At 63.8% G+C, this 17399-nt stretch carries 15 protein-coding genes and 1 pseudogene; 6 read left to right on the forward strand and 10 right to left on the reverse strand.

Features of this window, described 5'->3' with window-relative positions; genetic code table 11:
- The 4 genes from AXW67_RS44230 to AXW67_RS22970 all read right to left on the reverse strand — a co-directional run.
- On the reverse strand, positions 1 to 822 hold an 822-nt coding region (locus AXW67_RS44230; protein WP_245315685.1), incomplete at its 3' end, for a caspase family protein.
- 192 nt (positions 823 to 1014) lie between these two features.
- Positions 1015 to 1755, reverse strand: a complete 741-nt coding sequence (locus AXW67_RS22960; RefSeq protein WP_063679668.1) for a carbonic anhydrase — start codon at positions 1753 to 1755, stop codon at positions 1015 to 1017.
- Between the two features lie 146 nt (positions 1756 to 1901).
- A complete protein-coding gene (dnaE, locus tag AXW67_RS22965) occupies positions 1902 to 5405 on the reverse strand; it encodes a DNA polymerase III subunit alpha (RefSeq protein WP_063679669.1) in 3504 nt (1167 codons plus the stop codon).
- Positions 5406 to 5907: 502 nt separating this feature from the next.
- Positions 5908 to 6639 (reverse strand): outer membrane protein, encoded by a 732-nt coding sequence (locus AXW67_RS22970; RefSeq protein WP_063679670.1) that lies wholly within the window; start codon positions 6637 to 6639, stop codon positions 5908 to 5910.
- Positions 6640 to 6895: 256 nt separating this feature from the next.
- Between AXW67_RS22970 and AXW67_RS22975 the strand changes: the two genes are divergently transcribed.
- From AXW67_RS22975 to AXW67_RS22980, 3 genes are all read left to right on the forward strand, one after another.
- The gene (locus tag AXW67_RS22975; RefSeq protein ID WP_063679671.1) at positions 6896 to 7183 is read left to right on the forward strand and encodes a DUF3551 domain-containing protein; all 288 of its coding nucleotides are present in this window, start codon (positions 6896 to 6898) and stop codon (positions 7181 to 7183) included.
- Positions 7140 to 7439, forward strand: coding sequence for a DUF3551 domain-containing protein (locus AXW67_RS40720; protein ID WP_283806465.1), 300 nt, complete (start codon positions 7140 to 7142; stop codon positions 7437 to 7439). Before AXW67_RS22975 ends, AXW67_RS40720 begins: the two co-directional genes overlap by 44 nt.
- A gap of 196 nt (positions 7440 to 7635) precedes the next feature.
- Entirely contained in the window at positions 7636 to 8946 is a 1311-nt protein-coding gene (locus AXW67_RS22980) for an MFS transporter (protein WP_063679672.1), read from the forward strand.
- 146 nt (positions 8947 to 9092) lie between these two features.
- Here AXW67_RS22980 and AXW67_RS44235 read toward each other — a convergent pair whose 3' ends face one another.
- Complete coding sequence (locus AXW67_RS44235) at positions 9093 to 9296, reverse strand: GDCCVxC domain-containing (seleno)protein (RefSeq protein ID WP_082907986.1); 204 nt, start codon at positions 9294 to 9296, stop codon at positions 9093 to 9095.
- A 123-nt stretch (positions 9297 to 9419) separates the two neighbouring features.
- Positions 9420 to 10088, reverse strand: coding sequence for an ArsR/SmtB family transcription factor (locus AXW67_RS22985; RefSeq protein ID WP_027550669.1), 669 nt, complete (start codon positions 10086 to 10088; stop codon positions 9420 to 9422).
- A gap of 74 nt (positions 10089 to 10162) precedes the next feature.
- On the opposite strand from AXW67_RS22985, the gene AXW67_RS22990 reads away from it, so the two are divergent.
- Both AXW67_RS22990 and AXW67_RS22995 read left to right on the forward strand, forming a co-directional pair.
- A complete protein-coding gene (locus AXW67_RS22990; RefSeq protein ID WP_063679673.1) occupies positions 10163 to 10903 on the forward strand; it encodes an MBL fold metallo-hydrolase in 741 nt (246 codons plus the stop codon).
- Positions 10904 to 10930: 27 nt separating this feature from the next.
- A complete protein-coding gene (locus AXW67_RS22995) occupies positions 10931 to 12181 on the forward strand; it encodes an MFS transporter (protein ID WP_063679674.1) in 1251 nt (416 codons plus the stop codon).
- A gap of 51 nt (positions 12182 to 12232) precedes the next feature.
- Here the strand turns inward: AXW67_RS22995 and AXW67_RS23000 are convergent, their stop codons facing one another.
- The 4 genes and pseudogenes from AXW67_RS23000 to AXW67_RS23015 form a co-directional block, all read right to left on the reverse strand.
- Positions 12233 to 13267, reverse strand: coding sequence for a D-alanine--D-alanine ligase family protein (locus AXW67_RS23000; protein ID WP_027550666.1), 1035 nt, complete (start codon positions 13265 to 13267; stop codon positions 12233 to 12235).
- A complete protein-coding gene (locus tag AXW67_RS23005) occupies positions 13264 to 14292 on the reverse strand; it encodes a putative zinc-binding metallopeptidase (RefSeq protein WP_063679675.1) in 1029 nt (342 codons plus the stop codon). Before AXW67_RS23005 ends, AXW67_RS23000 begins: the two co-directional genes overlap by 4 nt.
- A gap of 504 nt (positions 14293 to 14796) precedes the next feature.
- Positions 14797 to 15930: pseudogene (gene oxlT, locus AXW67_RS23010) on the reverse strand (oxalate/formate MFS antiporter); the annotation flags it as partial.
- Between the two features lie 7 nt (positions 15931 to 15937).
- A complete protein-coding gene (locus AXW67_RS23015) occupies positions 15938 to 17068 on the reverse strand; it encodes an IS630 family transposase (protein ID WP_063675747.1) in 1131 nt (376 codons plus the stop codon).
- 38 nt (positions 17069 to 17106) lie between these two features.
- On the opposite strand from AXW67_RS23015, the gene AXW67_RS23020 reads away from it, so the two are divergent.
- The gene (locus tag AXW67_RS23020) at positions 17107 to 17388 is read left to right on the forward strand and encodes a LexA family protein (protein ID WP_063675745.1); all 282 of its coding nucleotides are present in this window, start codon (positions 17107 to 17109) and stop codon (positions 17386 to 17388) included.
- Positions 17389 to 17399 lie beyond the last annotated feature (11 nt).

The following is a 17399-nucleotide window of genomic DNA, read 5'->3' on the forward strand; positions in this document are numbered from 1 at the left end:
GGCGACCTGGTCCGGCGCGGCCTGCGGCGGCGGCGCGTCCGGTGCGCTCACGAAGAAGCTGAACTGCGCGCTCACCTTCTGCTCGTCCCACGGCACCTGCGCGCCCTTGCTGGATTCGTTGACGCGCAAACGGAGGCGATCGAACACCTCCGGCAGCGGCAGGCCGCCGGTGCGGATCATTTCGGCGAGCGACTGCGCGTAGATGCCGTAGGGCCCGGGTTCCTCGGGCGCCACGGTGCCGGGCGCCGCGTTGAACGCGATCAGCATGTTCGCCTCGGGCTCGACCAGCGCCAGGCCGCTCGCGATCGGCTGGCCGCCCTCGATGAAGGGCTGCGCCCGCGCCGCGTCGAGCACCACGATGTTCGCCTTGAGCGGAATGGCGGCGAGCTGGCGGACATAGTCGCTGATGCGCAGCGCCTCGGTCGGAATGTCGGTGTCACGCGCAATGTTGGAATCGACCGGGATGAAATAGTTCTCGCCGGCAAGCTGCACGCCATAGCCGGCAAGATAGACCATCGCGACCGTGCCCGGCCCTGAAGCCTGCGCCTTCTGGATGAAATCGCGGAAACTCTTGCGCAGCGTGTCGCCGTCGAGGTCGCGGGCGCCGACGACGTCGAACCCCGCCGCCTGCAGCGTTTGCGCGATCAGGCCGGCATCGTTCGCTGTCGTCGCCAGCGGCGACTTGGCGTAGGCGCCATTGCCCACCACGAGCGCGATGCGCTTTTCCGGCTGCTGCGCCCGGGCCGGATCAACGAGCCCGCTCGCCGCAACGAAAAGAATTGGCAGGAGGAAACAGATGAAGGCCTTGTGTGTCCCACGCATGGCTTGCTTGCCCGCTATTGTTGTTGAGTTTGCTGCCGCGCATCAGGCGCGCCGCAGCCTGAACGGCAGTTGAACGAAAGGCCCGGATTGAGGCGGCGGCATGGCCGCGCCTCATTGTCAGGCCCGCGTCAGGTCCGCGTCAATTTCGCGAACGCGAGGACGGCGCGCGGCCAGATCGTCCGACCAGGTCGCTCAGCCCTGCGCGATCAGATCGACTGTTCCCGTCGTGAGGCGGTAGATGCCGCCCACAACCTTCAGCTTGCCTTGTTCCACGGCGGCATTGAGGATCGGCGCGGCCGATTTCAGCTTCGCGACGTTGTCGATCACGTTCTGCCGAATCGCCTTGTCGAGCACCTCCCCGCCCTGCTGCATCGCCGCCTTGGCGGCGGGCGCGATCGCATCGACCAGCGAGGGAATGTGTCCCGGCGGCTGCTTGCCGTCCTTGAGCGCCTTCAGCGTGGCATCGACGGCACCGCAACTGTCGTGGCCCAGCACGAGGATCAGCGGCGCGCCGAGCACGGCCACCGCATATTCCAGGCTGGCGACGGTCTCGTCGCCGGCGAAATTTCCGGCGACGCGGCAGACGAACAAATCGCCGCGGCCGGTGTCGAAGGCATATTCCGGTGCGATGCGCGAGTCGGCGCAGCTCAACACGGCAGCGAACGGATTCTGGCCTCCGACCAGCGCCTCGCGCTCGTGCTTGAAGTCGTGGCGCCGCGACACGCCGTCGACGTAGCGCGCGTTGCCCTCCATCAGCCGCTTCAGCGCGCCATCCGGCGACAGCACGTTCTGCGGCTTGGGCGGCGTCTTGGTTTCCTTGGCGAAGCCCGCGCCGGCGAAAGCGAGGCCCAGGGCGGAACCGCCCAACAGCATCGCGGACCGCCGCGACGGCGCGATCTTGTCCTGCAGGGATTCAGAGCATTTGTCGCACATGTCTCGTTTCCTCCCGGAGACTCAAAATGTCCGCACGAACGAGCTGCATCGCCGCGATCATAGCCGCGATGAGTGACGCAACCACAACATCGCCCCCGTACCCGTCGCACGGGCCGAACCGCGCCGCACGCGGTCGCGACCCGCAGCTAGAGCTGCTGCACGTCGACGACGCCGGCGACCGCCTTGATCGCGCCGGCGATCTGCGGCGAGACCTTGAAGCGGCCGGGCAGCTTCATCTCCACCTCGGTCTCGAGGTCGAGCATCATCACCAGCGACACCTCGCCGTCACCGTTGGAGCGCGGCGCGATGCCGGGACTGCCGACCTTTGGCGCTCCGCCGTTCGCGGCAGCCACCTCGGGTCCGGCGAGACGTTTGGCGATCGATTCAAGCGGCTTGGTATCGCGCAGGAAGATGCGCAGGCCCTTCTGCGTCTTGGCGGCCGCATCATCCAGCGGCTCGGCATGCAGTACGCGCGCGCGGACGTCCTCGCCCTGAAGCTCGGCGCCGAGCTGGAGCAGTACGGCGGCGCCCGGCTCCAGCACGTCGCGATATTGCGCGAGGCCTTCGGAGAACAGCACCGCCTCGAAATGGCCGGTCGGATCCGACAGGCCCATGATGCCCATCTTGTTGCCGGTCTTGGTGCGCCGCTCCATCCGCGAGACCACGGTGGCCGCGACCTTGCCGGCGGTCGCGCCGGTCTTCACCGCACGCGAGAACTCCGCCCAGCTCTGCACGCGCAGGCGCTTCAGCACGGTCGCGTAGTCGTCGAGCGGATGGCCCGACAGGAAGAAGCCGACCGCGTCGTATTCGCGGCGCAGCCGCTCGGCCGGCAGCCAGGCCTCGATCTGCGGCAGCATGATGGTGGGCGCATCCGCTGACATGCCGAACATGTCGTTCTGGCCGATGGTCTCGGCCTCATGCGCGCGCTGGCACGCGGCCAGGATCGAGTCCGCGCCGGCAAAGACGCGGGCGCGGTTGGGCTCCAGCGTGTCGAACGCGCCGGCAGCGGCGAGACTTTCGATGATGCGCTTGTTGATCGCGCGCGGATTGACGCGCGCGGCGAAGTCGGCGAGCGAGGTGAACAGTCCCCGCTTGGTCCGCTCCTCGATGATCTGATCGATGGCCTGGATGCCGACGCCCTTCAGCGCGGCAAGCGCGTAGTAGATCGTCTTCTCGCCGACGTCGAAGGTCGCGCCGGAGCGGTTGATGTTCGGCGGCTCGACCTTGATGCCGAGGCGCTGCGCCTCGGTGCGGAATTCCGAGAGCTTGTCCGTGTTGTTGAGATCGAGCGTCATCGACGCCGCGATGAACTCCACCGGGTAATGCGCCTTCATGTAGGCGGTGTGGTAGGACACCAGCGCGTAGGCGGCCGCGTGGCTCTTGTTGAAGCCGTAGTCGGCGAATTTCGCCAGCAGCTCGAAGATGGTCTCGGCCTGCCCCTTCGGCACGCCGTTCTTCACTGCGCCGGCGACGAAGATGTCGCGCTGCTTGTCCATCTCGGCGCGGATCTTCTTGCCCATGGCGCGGCGCAGGAGGTCGGCGTCGCCGAGCGAGTAGCCCGACATCACCTGCGCGATCTGCATCACCTGTTCCTGGTAGATGATGACGCCGAACGTCTCCTTCAGGATCGGCTCCAGCACGGGGTGCAGATATTCCGGCTCCTCGTCGCCGTGCTTGCGCGCGCAATAGGTCGGAATGTTCGCCATCGGGCCCGGGCGATACAGCGCGACCAGCGCGATGATGTCCTCGAATCGGTCGGGGCGCATGTCGATCAGCGCGCGCCGCATGCCCTGACTTTCAACCTGGAACACGCCGACCACGTCGCCGCGCGCCAGCATCTGGTAGCTTTCGGCGTCGTCGATCGGCAGCGTCGCAAGATCGACATGGATGTCGCGCGGCTTGAGCAGCTTCACCGCGACGTCGAGCACGGTCAGCGTCTTGAGGCCCAGGAAGTCGAATTTCACAAGGCCCGCCGGTTCGACCCATTTCATGTTGAACTGGGTCACCGGCATGTCCGACTTGGGATCGCGGTACATCGGCACGAGTTCGCTCAAGGGGCGATCGCCGATCACGATGCCGGCCGCGTGCGTCGAGGCATGACGCGTCAGGCCTTCGAGGCGCTGCGCGATATCGAACGCGCGCGCCACCACCGGGTCTTCATCGCGGAACGCCTGCAGCTTCGGCTCGCTTTCGATCGCGGCGGCCAGCGTCACCGGCGCGGCCGGATTCTGCGGCACCAGCTTCGTCAGCTTGTCAACCTGGCCATAGGGCATCTGCAGCACGCGGCCGACGTCGCGCAGCACGCCGCGCGCCTGCAGCGTTCCGAAGGTGATGATCTGGGCAACCTGGTCGCGGCCATAGCGCTGCTGTACGTACTGGATCACCTCGCCGCGGCGATCCTGGCAGAAGTCGATGTCGAAGTCCGGCATCGAGACGCGTTCCGGATTGAGGAAGCGCTCGAACAGCAGGCCGAACTTGATCGGATCGAGGTCGGTGATGGTCAGCGCCCACGCAACCAGCGAGCCTGCGCCGGAGCCACGGCCCGGCCCGACCGGGATTCCCTGCGACTTCGCCCATTTGATGAAATCGGACACGATCAGGAAGTAGCCCGCGTACTTCATGCGCATGATGACGTCGAGCTCGAACGCCAGGCGCTTGTTGTAGTCCTCCTCCGTCGTGCCCTGCGACAGGCCGTGCACGCGCAGGCGGTTGGCGAGTCCCTCCTCCGCCTGCCGCTTCAGCTCGGCCGCCTCGACCGCTGCGGCATCGGAGCTTGCGGCGGCGCCGACGGTGAAGAACGGGAGGATCGGCTTGCGCGTCATCGGGCGGAACGAGCAGCGTTCGGCGATCTCCACCGTCGAGGCGAGCGCCTCCGGAATGTCGGCGAACAGCACCGCCATCTCGGCGCGGGTCTTGAATCGGTGATCGGGCGTGAGCTGCACGCGATCGGTCTCGGCGATCAGCCGGCCGCCGGCGATGCACAGCAGCGCATCATGCGCTTCGTAATCGTCGGTCGATGCGAAATAAGGCTCGTTGGTCGCGACCAGCGGCAGGCCTTTCGCATAGGCGATGTCGATCAAGCCGCTTTCGACGCGCCGCTCCTTGTCGATGTTGTGGCGCTGCAATTCGATGTAGAGGCGATCGCCGAACAAGCTGGCGAGACGTTCGCAGCGCAAGGCAGCAACCTCGGCCTGCCCCGCGGCAAGCGCCAGCGAGATCGGCCCGTCCGGGCCGCCGGTGAGCGCGATCAGCCCTTCGGTCTCGCCCTCGAGCCAGTCGAACTTGATGTGCGAGGCATGGGTGTCGGGCGTCTCCAGGAAGGCGCGCGAATTCAGCCGCATCAGGCTGCGATAGCCGCGCTCCTGCGCCGCCAGCAACACCACGCGCGACGGCGGAAGCGCGTTGCGCGCATTCGGATCCTGGTCGCCGAAATCGATGGCGAGCTCGCAGCCGACGATCGGCTGGATGCCGGAGCCCGCCATCTTGTCGGAGAACTCCAGCGCACCGAACATGTTGTCGGTGTCGGTGAGCGCCAGGGCCGGCTGGTGGTCCTTCTTGGCGAGCTCGGCCAGCTTGGCGATCTTGATCGAGCCCTTGAGCAGCGAATAGGCCGAGTGAACGTGAAGGTGGACAAATCCGGCGCTCGGCATGGTCGCGTGACGGCCTCTTGCAGATGAAAGTGGAGCGGTCGCCGGCTCCTCAAGGCATCATGCACTCGCCCGGCCGACTCGCGTCATAATGGTGGTGCCTCGCGGGGCCAGAGTCCACGCCGGAGCGGCCGATCGGCCGCGTCGTCCCGCTTTTCCCCAAGGGCCCCCGTGCGGACCCCCTCACTCGGGCTCTGAGCAACGAGTTTACAAAGCCGCCGCTCAGAGCTGGGGAATCACCTGCGCCCAGATCGCGATCATCCCGACGAACAGCGTGATCGACGCCAGTGCGGCGGCTTCTTCCACGAAGATCTTCAACATGGCCTTGCTCCATCGCTAGAACGCATGGAGAACATTGTTCTCATTTCGTTCTCAGGAGTCAAGCCGTCTCGGCTATCGCAAAACAGGATGGTTAACTCGCTGACTTCAAACAACAAAAAAGCCCCGGCGCAAGGCCGGGGCTTTCGCGATCCGCTCCGGTGGGAGCGATCGATCAGTACGAGACTCAGTACTTGGCGAGGATCGGACCGCCGAACTTGTAGTTCAGGCGGACGAGGCCCATGTCGACGCCCTGCTTGATGTGGTCGGTCTGAACCAGCACGTTGCCGTTGGTCAGGTTCTGGTCGTGACCACCCAGGAAGATGTGGTTGTACTCAGCGCCAATCGACCAGTTCGGAGCGAAGCCGTATTCGAGGCCGACGCCGACCGTACCGCCCCAGCGGGTGTCCTCATTCGAAGCAACGAACGCGCCGCCCACGGTGCGGACGTCGTACTTGGCGCCGACCACAGCCGCACCGCCCTTGACGTAGACGAGCACGTTGTTCCAGGCGTAGCCGACCTGACCGGTGATCAGACCGAACGAATCGATCTTGGTGCGATTGTTGAAGCCGGTGAGCGCGCTGGTGTTGCTGCCGGAGAAGTCGGCCCAGTTGCCCTGGCCTTCCACACCGAACACCCACTGCGCCGACTGCCAGCGGTAGCCGATCTGGCCACCGACCGTGCCGCCGGTCGCATCGTGCGAACCTTCACGGCCGAAATTGACCAGATCCCAGGTCGCGTGCGACGAGCCGCCGCCGCCGTTGATACCGATGTAGAAGCCGCTCCAGTCGTAGATCGCAGCGACCATCGCGGGCGGCGCCTTGGTGTACGGACGCGCCGCGAGATCGGCAGCCACCGCCGGCGCAGCCGCGCTGAGCGCGACGAGGCTCACGGCAGCAAGCAACAAATTCTTCTTCATTTGATTCCCGTTCCAGTTTCTTCAGTGTAGGCCCCTGGCCATGCGCACCTCTTAGCAGCGATCGACTGAATTGCTGTAGCCGTGACGCAACAGTCAGGTCCAAAGGGCCTTGGTTCATTAATGAACATTGAGCAGAGCGCGCTGGAGACCCTTTGAAACAAGGGTTTTCGTGAATTCCAATGTCGACGACACGACATGAGCAGAACATGCGCACGGAACAGTGATAATTGCACAGGGACGTGATCGGAGAATCGTGATGCGCGGACTCGCCACTCTCCCTATTGTCGCCACATTTGCGCTCGCATTCGCCACAATTGCGCCTGCACGCGCTTATGGCGTGAATCATCCCTTCTGTCTGACAGGTGATGAATGGCCGGGACTCAGCAATTGCCGCTTCGACAGTTACGCGCGGTGCCAGGCGAGCGCCTCCGGCCGCGCCCTCACCTGCATTGCGAATCCCTATTTCGCGGGACAGTCGGATGATCCCTACGCCTATCCAAATCGTCCGCGCGTTCTCGCACCCGGCTACTCCTGGCCGCGCTGAGAGGCGCCGCGCTCGCCTTGCGCTCGCCGCGATCGGCACGCTCCTCGCGAGCGGGCATGCGCTCGCCCAGACCTATGATCCCCGCTATCCCGTCTGCATGCAGATCTACGGCCCCGTAGGCTATCTCGACTGCCGTTACACCTCGCTGCAACAATGCAGATATCTCGCCGTCGGCCGCTCCGCGACGTGCGTCGAGAATCCGTATTTTCCGCCGAGGGCTCCGACGGCCCCTCGCCGATCAAGGCAAGCCTATTAGTTGCATCATCATCAACGTTTTGGGCGCTCGCGCGGGAATGGCCACACACAAATCGGGACGCTGATATGCGGCCTGCCTTGTGCTGGAGCTCCGGTGTTGACGTAGACTGATCCCGGTTTAAGTACGACGGATAAATCTTGCAGGGGTGGCGACGTTCGTTGGGCTGGTTCCCGTTGACGCCACCAATGCAGGACTCATGACGACCTCGCCTCAAGCGACCTCGCCCCGCGCCTCCGCGCCCCCTCACCTCGCCATCGTCCTCTTCTCGCTCGCGATGGGCGGCTTTGCGATCGGAACCACCGAATTCGCATCGATGAGCTTGCTGCCGTTTTTCGCCGCCGACCTCGGGATCGACGAGCCGACCGCGGGACACGCGATCAGTGCCTATGCTCTCGGCGTCGTACTGGGCGCGCCCCTGATCGCGGTTCTCGGCGCACGCTTCGCCCGCCGCACGCAGTTGCTGGTCCTGATGGCCGTGTTTGCGCTCGGCAATGCGTTCACCGCGCTTGCACCAGGCTATGGCTGGATGATCGCGGCCCGCTTTCTCTCGGGATTGCCGCACGGCGCTTATTTCGGCATCGCCGCACTGGTCGCGGCCTCGCTCGTTCCCTACGATCGCCGCTCACAGGCGGTCGGCCGCCTGATGCTCGGCCTGACCTCTGCCACGATCGTCGGTGTGCCGCTCGCCAATCTGATTGGCCAAGCGGCCGGCTGGCGCGCGAGCTTCGGACTTGTGTCGTTGCTGGCGTTGCTCACGGTCCTGCTTTGCGCCCTGTTCGCGCCGCGCGACCAGGCCGGCCGGTCGGATCCGCTGCGAGAGCTCGGCGCCTTGAAGAGCGGCCACGTCTGGATCACGCTGGCAATCGGCGCCATCGGCTTTGGCGGCATGTTCGCCGTCTACACCTATCTCGCGACGACATTGATCGAGGTCACCAAGGTCAGCCCCGCGGTCATTCCGTTCTTTCTGGCCGTGTTCGGGATCGGAGCCACGCTCGGCAATCTGTTCGTGCCGCGCTTCGCGGACCGCGCACTGATGCCGACGGCGGGCAGCATCCTCCTGTTTTCAGCGGGCGCGCTACTGGTGTTTCCGCTCGCCGCCGGCAATTCCTGGCTGCTCGCGGCAGACGTCTTCGCGATCGGTGCCGGCGTCTCGCTCGGAGCGGTCCTGCAGACGCGGCTGATGGATGTGGCGGGCGACGCGCAGGCACTCGCTGCCGCACTGAATCATTCGGCCTTCAACACGGCCAATGCGCTCGGCCCTTTCCTGGGCGGCGTTGCCATTCGCGAAGGGCTGGGCTGGACCTCCACCGGTCCCGTCGGCGCCGCGCTGGCGCTTGCGGGTTTCCTGATCTGGATCGTCGCCTGTCGCGACGCCGGACACGCTCCGGTCGAGTTCAGCTCAGGAAAAGACGCAGCTCCACTGGAGAACGCTCCCGGGAGACCGGCGCCGCCGCTGGCCCCGGATGACCGAAACCGTTCGGATTCCGCCAGGGAGCCGGTGGCATAACGTCTGCAGACGTGCGGCCAGACCGTGTCCGCAATTCCATCGCTCGCAGGCGAATGCCCACGACCGCTCGGTTATGCCACCCTGGACCGGCGTGTCGATCACGAGCTTCAGCGCAGGATCGTCGTTGGCCTGAAAGCTCGTGTGCGCTACGAACAGCAAGCCCCCTTCGTTTGAATCGGAGGGCACGGAACGGTCCCGTAGGAACAGAAGACGCAGCAGTCGCCCGGCTTGGGCTTGAGCCGGAGACCACAGCCCCTGCAGTCGTAAAAGAACAAGCAGGCATCCGTTGGCATGGTCTCGGTTTCCTGATGACCACAAGCCGGGCACGTGAGGGTTGATTCCAGTTTCATCAGTTCAACAGAGCTTCGGGCCGGAACACCGAGGGCGCCTTGTGGGCCCTCGGCTCCAACAATCGGACAAGCGACTTCTGCGCGATGAGGCTTGTCATCCCTGCTTCACCCGATCCGCTCGTCTCAAGCGACGGACTCGACCGGCAGGCCGGCGGCTTTCCATTCGGGGTAGCCGTCCTCGAGCCGGCGGACGCGATAGCCTCGCGCCCGGAGCGCTGCGACCGCTTCGAATGAAAGGACGCAATAGGGGCCGCGGCAATAGGCAACCACTTCCCGGCTCCTCGGAAGTTCGCTCAGGCGTCGTTCCAGCTCGGCAAGCGGGATGTTGAGCGCGCCCGGCAGATGGCCAAGAGCGAATTCGTCTTCCGGGCGCACATCGAGCACCGTGACCAGATCGTCGTGCAATCTTGCGACCAGATCGTCCCGCAAGACAGGTTCGAGCGCATCGCGGGCGTGGAAGTAGTCGGTCACGATGCGGTCGATCTCGGCGATATTCCGCTCGCCGACGCGCCCCAGGGCCTTGATCAGCATGACCACCTCGGCATCGCCGGCCAGACGATAGAGAACATGTTTGCCGCGCCGCGCGGTCTCGACCAGGCGCGCGCGCCTGAGGATCTGCAGATGGCGGGAGGTGTTGGCGAAACTCAGATGAGCACGCGCCGATAGCTCCTCGACACTGCGCACCCCCTGGGCAAGGTGCTCCAGCAGCTCAAGCCGGTGCGGATGGCCCAATGCCTGCGCCACTTCGGCGAGGCCCTCATAGATCGCGTGCTTCGGTCCGGTGCTTGACACGGCAGGTCCTGAATATATCATTCAGCAGATCGATTGAGTGTTGTCTAGCCGCTCTTAGAGAGGAGTGCAAGTCCATGATCCTTCGTCAGTTCTTGCACAGCGATCCCGTCGGCATCTCCTACCTCTTCGGCTGCGGCGGCAAGGCAGCCGGCGCGGTCGTAGATCCCGTCGGCGATATCCAGCCCTACCTCCAGGCCGCCGACAATGCCGGCATGCGCATTCACTTTGTCATCGATACGCATGTCCATGCCGACCACCTTTCGGCAGGCCGGGCTCTCGCCGACGCGGCAGGAGCGGCCTACGTGCTCTCGTCGACCGCGGGCGTGTCGTTTCCGTTCAAAGCTGTGGCCGACGGCGAAGTCCTTCCGCTCGGCAACGTCACGGCAACGGTTCTGCACACGCCGGGTCACACGCCCGAGCACATCTGCATTCTCGTGACAGACCGGACGCGCACCGACGAACTCTGGTTCGTCCTGACCGGTCACACACTGATGGTTGGCGATCTCGGTCGTACCGAACTCGCGGTCAGCGCCGAAGACGGTGCAAAGCAACTGTTTCGCAGCGTGAGCAGGCTGAAAGGCCTGCCGGACTATGTCGAGGTCATGCCCGGCGCCTATGCGGGCTCGGTCTGCGGTCGTCGGCTGAGCGGCAAACCATGGTCGACCATCGGCTTCGAGAAGCGGCACAATCAGGCCTTCGCGATCGAGGACGAAGCCGAGTTTGTTCGGTTCATGGTCGCCGAGATTCCGCCGGCCCCGCCGGAAGCCGCGAAGATCAGAGCCGCCAATTCAGGCGTCACGGCCGCTGCGGCCTGATGACATGAGCGAAGCGGTGATGATGCCATGAGCGATGCGGCAGCCGCCCCGCAACGCGCCCCTTCGGTCCGGCTGGGGCTAAAGGAAAACTGGCCGCAGTTCGCTCTGCTGGTCCTGATCAACGCCTTCGTGGGCGGGATGGTCGGTATCGAGCGAACCGTCGTGCCGCTGATCGGCGCCGAGGAGTTCCATATCGCTTCGACGACGCTTGTCGTCTCCTTCATCGTCAGCTTCGGCGTCGTGAAGGCGTGCGCCAACCTGATCTCCGGCCAGCTCGCCGACAAATGGGGGCGTAAGCGGGTTCTGATCCTCGGCTGGCTCGTCGGCCTCCCCGTGCCTTTCATGATCATCTGGGCGCCAAGCTGGAAATGGGTGATCGCCGCCAATGCCCTGCTCGGCATCAATCAGGGCCTTGCCTGGTCGATGACCGTGATCATGAAGATCGATCTCGTTGGGCCGAAGTCGCGCGGCCTGGCCGTGGGCCTGAACGAGTTCGCCGGATATCTTGCGGTCGGCGTGACTGCCTACCTCACCGGCTACCTGGCGTCGGAGTACGGGCTGCGGCCAACCCCGATCTACCTTGGTGTCGCCTATGCAATCCTCGGCGCCGCGCTCTCGATCCTCCTGGTCCGCGACACGCGCGAACACGTCCGGCTGGAGACCGCGGCGCATGCTCATCAGGCATCCCCAATCAGTTTCCGGGAGATCTTCGTCCTCACCTCGTTCGGGGATCGCAACCTGTTCGCCGCATCGCAGGCCGGGCTGGTGAACAACCTCAACGACGGCATGAGCTGGGGCATCTTTCCGCTGTTCTTCGCCTCCTTCGGTCTCGCCGTTGATCGCATCGGCATATTGAAGGCCGTCTATCCGGCGACGTGGGGCATCCTTCAGGTCGCCACGGGTCCTCTGTCCGACCGCTGGGGCCGCAAGGGCCTGATCGTCGCCGGCATGTGGGTGCAGGCCGCGGGCTTGTTCCTGACGGGGGCAACGAGTCATTTCGAGTTGTGGCTCGTCGGCAGTCTGCTGCTCGGGCTTGGCACGGCCATGGTGTACCCGAGCCTGATCGCCGCCGTCTCCGACGCATCACATCCGAGCTGGCGCGCGCGCTCGCTCAGCGTCTATCGTTTCTGGCGCGATCTCGGCTATGCGATTGGCGCACTATCGGCAGGCATCATTGCCGACCAATTCGGCCTGTCGGCAGCAATCGGGTCCATCGCTGCCCTCACCTTTATCTCCGGCGTCGTCGTGGCGGCGTTCATGCGCGAACGTCCCCACTGAGAAGGCGCGATCGCCCGTCCTGTTTCCGGCATACCCGTCTCGCGTTGCCTTTCAGCCTACGGACACGCCCGCTTTTGCCCGTCTGATTCCGAGAGCCAGAATGCGATGCAACAGGTCCGGATATTCGAGGCCGTCATGCCGGGCCGCTGTCGCGAATTCCTGGCTCTTGGCGATTTCGGGATTGGGATTGGCTTCGATGAAATACGGCGTGCCGTCGGACGAGAGGCGAAAATCGATGCGCGCGTATCCGTCGAGGCCCAGCGTCCGGTAAATGCGCTTCGCTGTCCGTTGAATGCGGGCGGACACGTCCGGCGCCAGGTCATCCGCAGGCCCATCTACAATTCCGACACGCTCCTGATAGCTGGGATCGTGCTTGGCCTTCTCGGTCGCGATGCGCCGCGCAACGCGGCCTCCCATGTTACCGAATTTCAGCTCCCAGATCGGCAGAGCTCGTAGCCGATTGTTGCCGAGCACGCCGACATAGAGCTCTCGGCCCTCGATAAACTGCTCCGCGATCGCGGCGGTTTCGATCCGCTCGTGGATGAAGGCGACCCGCTCTGCGAGCTTCTCGTCCGTATCGACGATGGACGCCTGCGAGATGCCCCGGGATCCATCCTCGTTCAGGCTCTTGACGATGAGCGGCAGCGAAAGGCGCGCGGGCCTTTTGACTTTGCGACGCATCGGGAACACCGCGAATGCCGGCACCGCGATCCGGCGATGATGCACCAGCGTTTTCGACAGGTCTTTGCCGCGCGCCAGGACCAGGCCGCGCGGGCCGCACCCGGTATACGGTATCTGCATCAATTCGAGGTAGCTCGCGATGTGCTGGTCATACGTCGTCTGATAGTGGAATTCCTCCAGCAACGTGAAGACCACATGCGGCTTGAAGCCTTCGATCTCGTCGCGCACCGGCTTGATTTCCTCCTGCACGCCGAGCGGGCGAACGTCATGGCCGGCCGCGCGCAAGGTGCTTACGACGTCGTATTCCGTCTTCCATTCGTTGATTTGCCGCTCGGTGTATCCGTCGGTGGAGTCCGGAGGCACGAAGTCCGGGTGCATGAGAACCAGGATGCGCCGGCGTCTCATAGCGCGATCCATTTGCGCCGCGACGGACCGAACAGCGCGTGCATGGTCTTGGCAGTCAACAGGACGGTGAAGTCCATCACAAGCCTCCGTTCAGGGCCGACGGCACGCAGATCGAGCTCGCGGCAACGGGAGATCATGTCATCCAGCACAGCATCCAGCGTAAGTTGGTTCTCACCGGTCCAGCGCGCCACCAACCGCCTGATCTGGGCGCGGTGCCGTCTAATGAAGGATGATGCCGCTTGCGCGCGGCGATGCCGTGGATCGGTCGAAAACAGCCGGGACAGGTCACGGTCGTAAGTCTTCGGTGGCGTGAAGGCATAGAATGCCTGCTTCTTCTGGTAATGTTCACCAAGCGTCTGGTTGAGTATACGCAGTGGATCGACACGCTCACGCGTTGTGAGCAGCGGCCGCTTCCCTGCAATCTCGGCCATCAGTTCGTCGACATATTCCAGCTTCTTCAGCGCCGGCCAGCCAGCATAACGCGTTCGCCAGTTGGACCGCGGCCGCAGCCACACGGCAAAGGTTTCCGCGAAGTCCTCGTCTGGATGGCTCTGCGCGTACCAGAGCCGAAGATGCTGGACATAGCGCCGGCTGGCCGGATTGGGCCGGTAGTAGCGCGGGTAGTGTTTCGAAGACGGACCGAACAGCTGTTGCCAACGCCTGCGACGTTGCAACTGGTAGCCGTGCTGCAAGGCATGCCCTGCCTCGTGACGGAGGATAGCCATGCACTCGGACCAGGTGCCGCCCTCGACGTCGAGCATCATCCTGTTCTCGAGTTTCATCAGGCGGGGATGGGCGAGATAGAATGGGATGGCGATGCCGGGCACGTTCGCCGGACTGAACCATTCGCTCGAGATCCACGTGTGGGGCCGCAGCCGGATGCCCCGTTCGTCCAGCTCTTCATACAAGGTGTGGACGCAATCCTCGAGCCAGGTGCCTTCGACCGTAACCCTCAGGCTACTGAGGCGGTGCTGGAGCAGTTGTTGATCCGATAGCTTTTCCCAGGGATATTTCCAGCGCGGCATAGGGCTTCTGAAAGTCGTGAAAACGCGGCGCTCGGATGGTGTCACAGGTTGTTGCCTACAACAACCGTGCCGTTTCGGTTGAAGAACGGCTCGGTCGGTACGGACGGAAGTAGGCGAATCAGGATTTGCCGGGGACCTGGCTGGCCGCAGCGTTGCGACCAGCGCTATATGTCAACGCCGACTGATCCGCAGGACTTGAAGGTTTGGAGCGAGCGCCCATGCAAGCACCCTTCATGTTTCTGGGCATAGGCAAGCACGCCCATGACAATCAAAGCCACCACGACTAATCCGGCTACTAGGTTCTGCACCATGGCTGCCACTCCGGGTGAACTCATGAACGAGGCGACCGGCCGAATCCCGGGGATCGGCCAGTGGGCGCCTTCGACGCAGCTAGCTCCCGAGAATACTTCCGCGCACACGACAAGGGCTTCTTCTTGATCTGCATCAAGCTAGTTGCGGCTTCTCCGCTCCTCGCGGATCATCCGCGCATAGCAACGCCCGGCATCAACCGGATTGACGTGATGCATGCGGATTATGCTCCGGCTGCACTCCAGCGGCCCACGCGGGCTCTCCGCCCCTGCGCGCCACCAACTCCTGCCGCATTGGTTTGAGCACGAAGACGGCCATCAGGGCGGCAACAACATTGAAGAGCGCGGCGATGATAAAGGCGCCTTTCCAGCCCCCGGTCTCCATCACCAGCACGTTGGCGAGCGGCACCAGCAATGAGGCCGTTCCTTTCGCCGTATAGAGCAAGCCTGCATTCGTTGTGGCGTACTCTACTCCAAAGCAGTCGGTGCAGGTGGTTGGAAAGAGGCTGTAGATCTCACCCCAGGCGAAGAACACAACTCCGCTCAGAAGCACAAAACCGAGGGGGTTCTGCCCATAGACGTACAGAGCCCAGATGCCAAGGCCCTCCAGCAGGAAGGCGATGAACATCGTGTTTTCTCGCCCGAGGAAATCGGAAACCCAGCCAAAGAACGGTCGTGTAAGTCCATTGAGAACTCGGTCGATCGTCAACGCGAATGTCAGCGCAGGCAGAGTGATGCCAATGAGCGTGACCGGCACGGTATCGAGATGGAAGTCCTTGGCGATGGGCTTGAGTTGCGCCGTTGCCATCAACCCGCCCGCCGCCATCAGCACGAACATCGCATACATGACCCAGAACGTCGGCTCTCTGAGTACCTGCAGCGGTTTGTATTGAATACGACTTTGCTGGACGAACCTGCTGCCCGAGGCCTCCGGAGTTTGTCCATGGCGCGGTGCGAACAGCAACAACGACAGCACCACCACGATCAAGCCCTGACCGATGCCGAAGGTGAAGAATGTCGTCTCGTAGCCATGAGTTGAAATCATCCTTTGAATGGGAATGATCGTGAGAGCTGAACCAACGCCGAAGCCTGCGGCCGTCAGTCCGGTCGCGAGACCGCGGCGGTCGGGAAACCACTTGAGTGCGTTGCCGATGCAAGTGCCGTAAACGGCGCCCGCGCCGAGACCGCCGATGATCTGAGCGACGTACAACATCGCAAGCGAATCTGCGGTGGAGTTGAGAACCCAGGCGAGCCCGGTAAGACACCCGCCCACAAACACAATAATCCGCGGGCCGAAACGATCGACGAGGTAGCCCTCGACCGGCACTAGTGGTTCATCACAGTGGTTTTGACTCTTTGGCGGCAACTGGATAGGCGCGACCGAGTTTGGCGCGGGCTTTGTCGGTTGTGAACATCCATTTGATGCGGTCTCGCGCCTTGTTTCGCTGCCGTTGCCATGCTGCGATTTCTTTTCGAAGCCTTTTGGGATCGTCGATGCGACGGCCGAGACACTGGCGCTGCAGCACGCTGATCTCGCACTCGACCATATTGAGCCAGCTGGCGTGTTTCGGGGTGTAGTGGAACTCGAGGCGGCGCAGGATGCGACGGGCCTCGGCAGGCGCAAATGCCTGATATAGCGCGCCGGCCGTATGAATCGACAGATTGTCCTGCACCACACGGATGCAGGCGGCATTGGGATAGTGGACGTCGACGAGTTCGCGCATGCAGTGCGCGTAGTCGACCGCGGCGCGGTGGTCTGTAACCTTGACATTGCGCCAGCCGCGATGCGGATCGAAGGTGACGAAGAGATTGACGGTACCGTTGCGGCGATATTCGTAATCGTAGCGCTCGCGCTGTCCCGGTTGGGCAGGGATCGGCTGGCGTACCTCGCCGATCAGCTGGACTGGGGTCTCGTCGAAGCAAACCAGGGGCCGCTCGGGATCCGGCGCCTCGGCGTAGAGATCGAGCACATCCTCCATCCGGGCGACGTATTCGCCGTCGACATGAGGAATGCACCACATATCCCGGCGCCACGGCTTGAGGTCGTTGTCGGCCAGCCGGCGGCGCACGGTCTCGCCCGACAGGCTGGCGTGATCGGTGAGCTTGACCATCGCGTCGGCCAGCAATGTCAGCGTCCAGCGTTTGCGGCCGGCGGGCGGCTTGGCGCATGCCGTCGCCACCAGCAGGGCCTCTTCCTTGCCTGTCAGCTTGCGTTCCGCGCCCGGACGCGGCTCCTCACTCAAGGCCCGCTCCAGATTGCCTTCTACGAAACGGCGTTTGGTCCGGCCGACGGTGGAAAGGCTGACCCGGACGGTTCGGGCAATCTCCGCGTCGCAGCTGCCTGAATCGGCCGCCAGCACAATCTGAGCCCGTTTGAGTTTGCGGGCGGAATGCGTGCCGCCGCCGAGCATTGCCGTCAGTTCGTCCCGCTCGGCTTGGCTCAATTCGACCCGATAACGTACATTCATGCTTCGCCTCCTTGTCGGAGGCCGGGACGAATCCAGCTATGAGTCAAAAATCAGGCGCGCACTTCACCGAGAAGCAGGGACACTATCTCGCTTTCATCCATACCTACTCGTACATGTTCGGACAGCCGCCCGCCGAGGCCGACATCCAGCGGCATTTCCGCGTCAGCCCGCCGTCAGTCCACCAGATGATCCTCACCCTCGAACGCAACGGGTTCATTCGTCGCCAGCCCGGCGTCGCTCGAAGCATCGAGATCCTCTTGCCACCCGAAAAGTTGCCTATCCTCGGATGGCTCGGTATCAAAACGTCAAAATCACTGTGATGAACCACTAG

The organism is Bradyrhizobium neotropicale (assembly GCF_001641695.1).
Classification (GTDB): Bacteria; Pseudomonadota; Alphaproteobacteria; order Rhizobiales; family Xanthobacteraceae; genus Bradyrhizobium; species Bradyrhizobium neotropicale.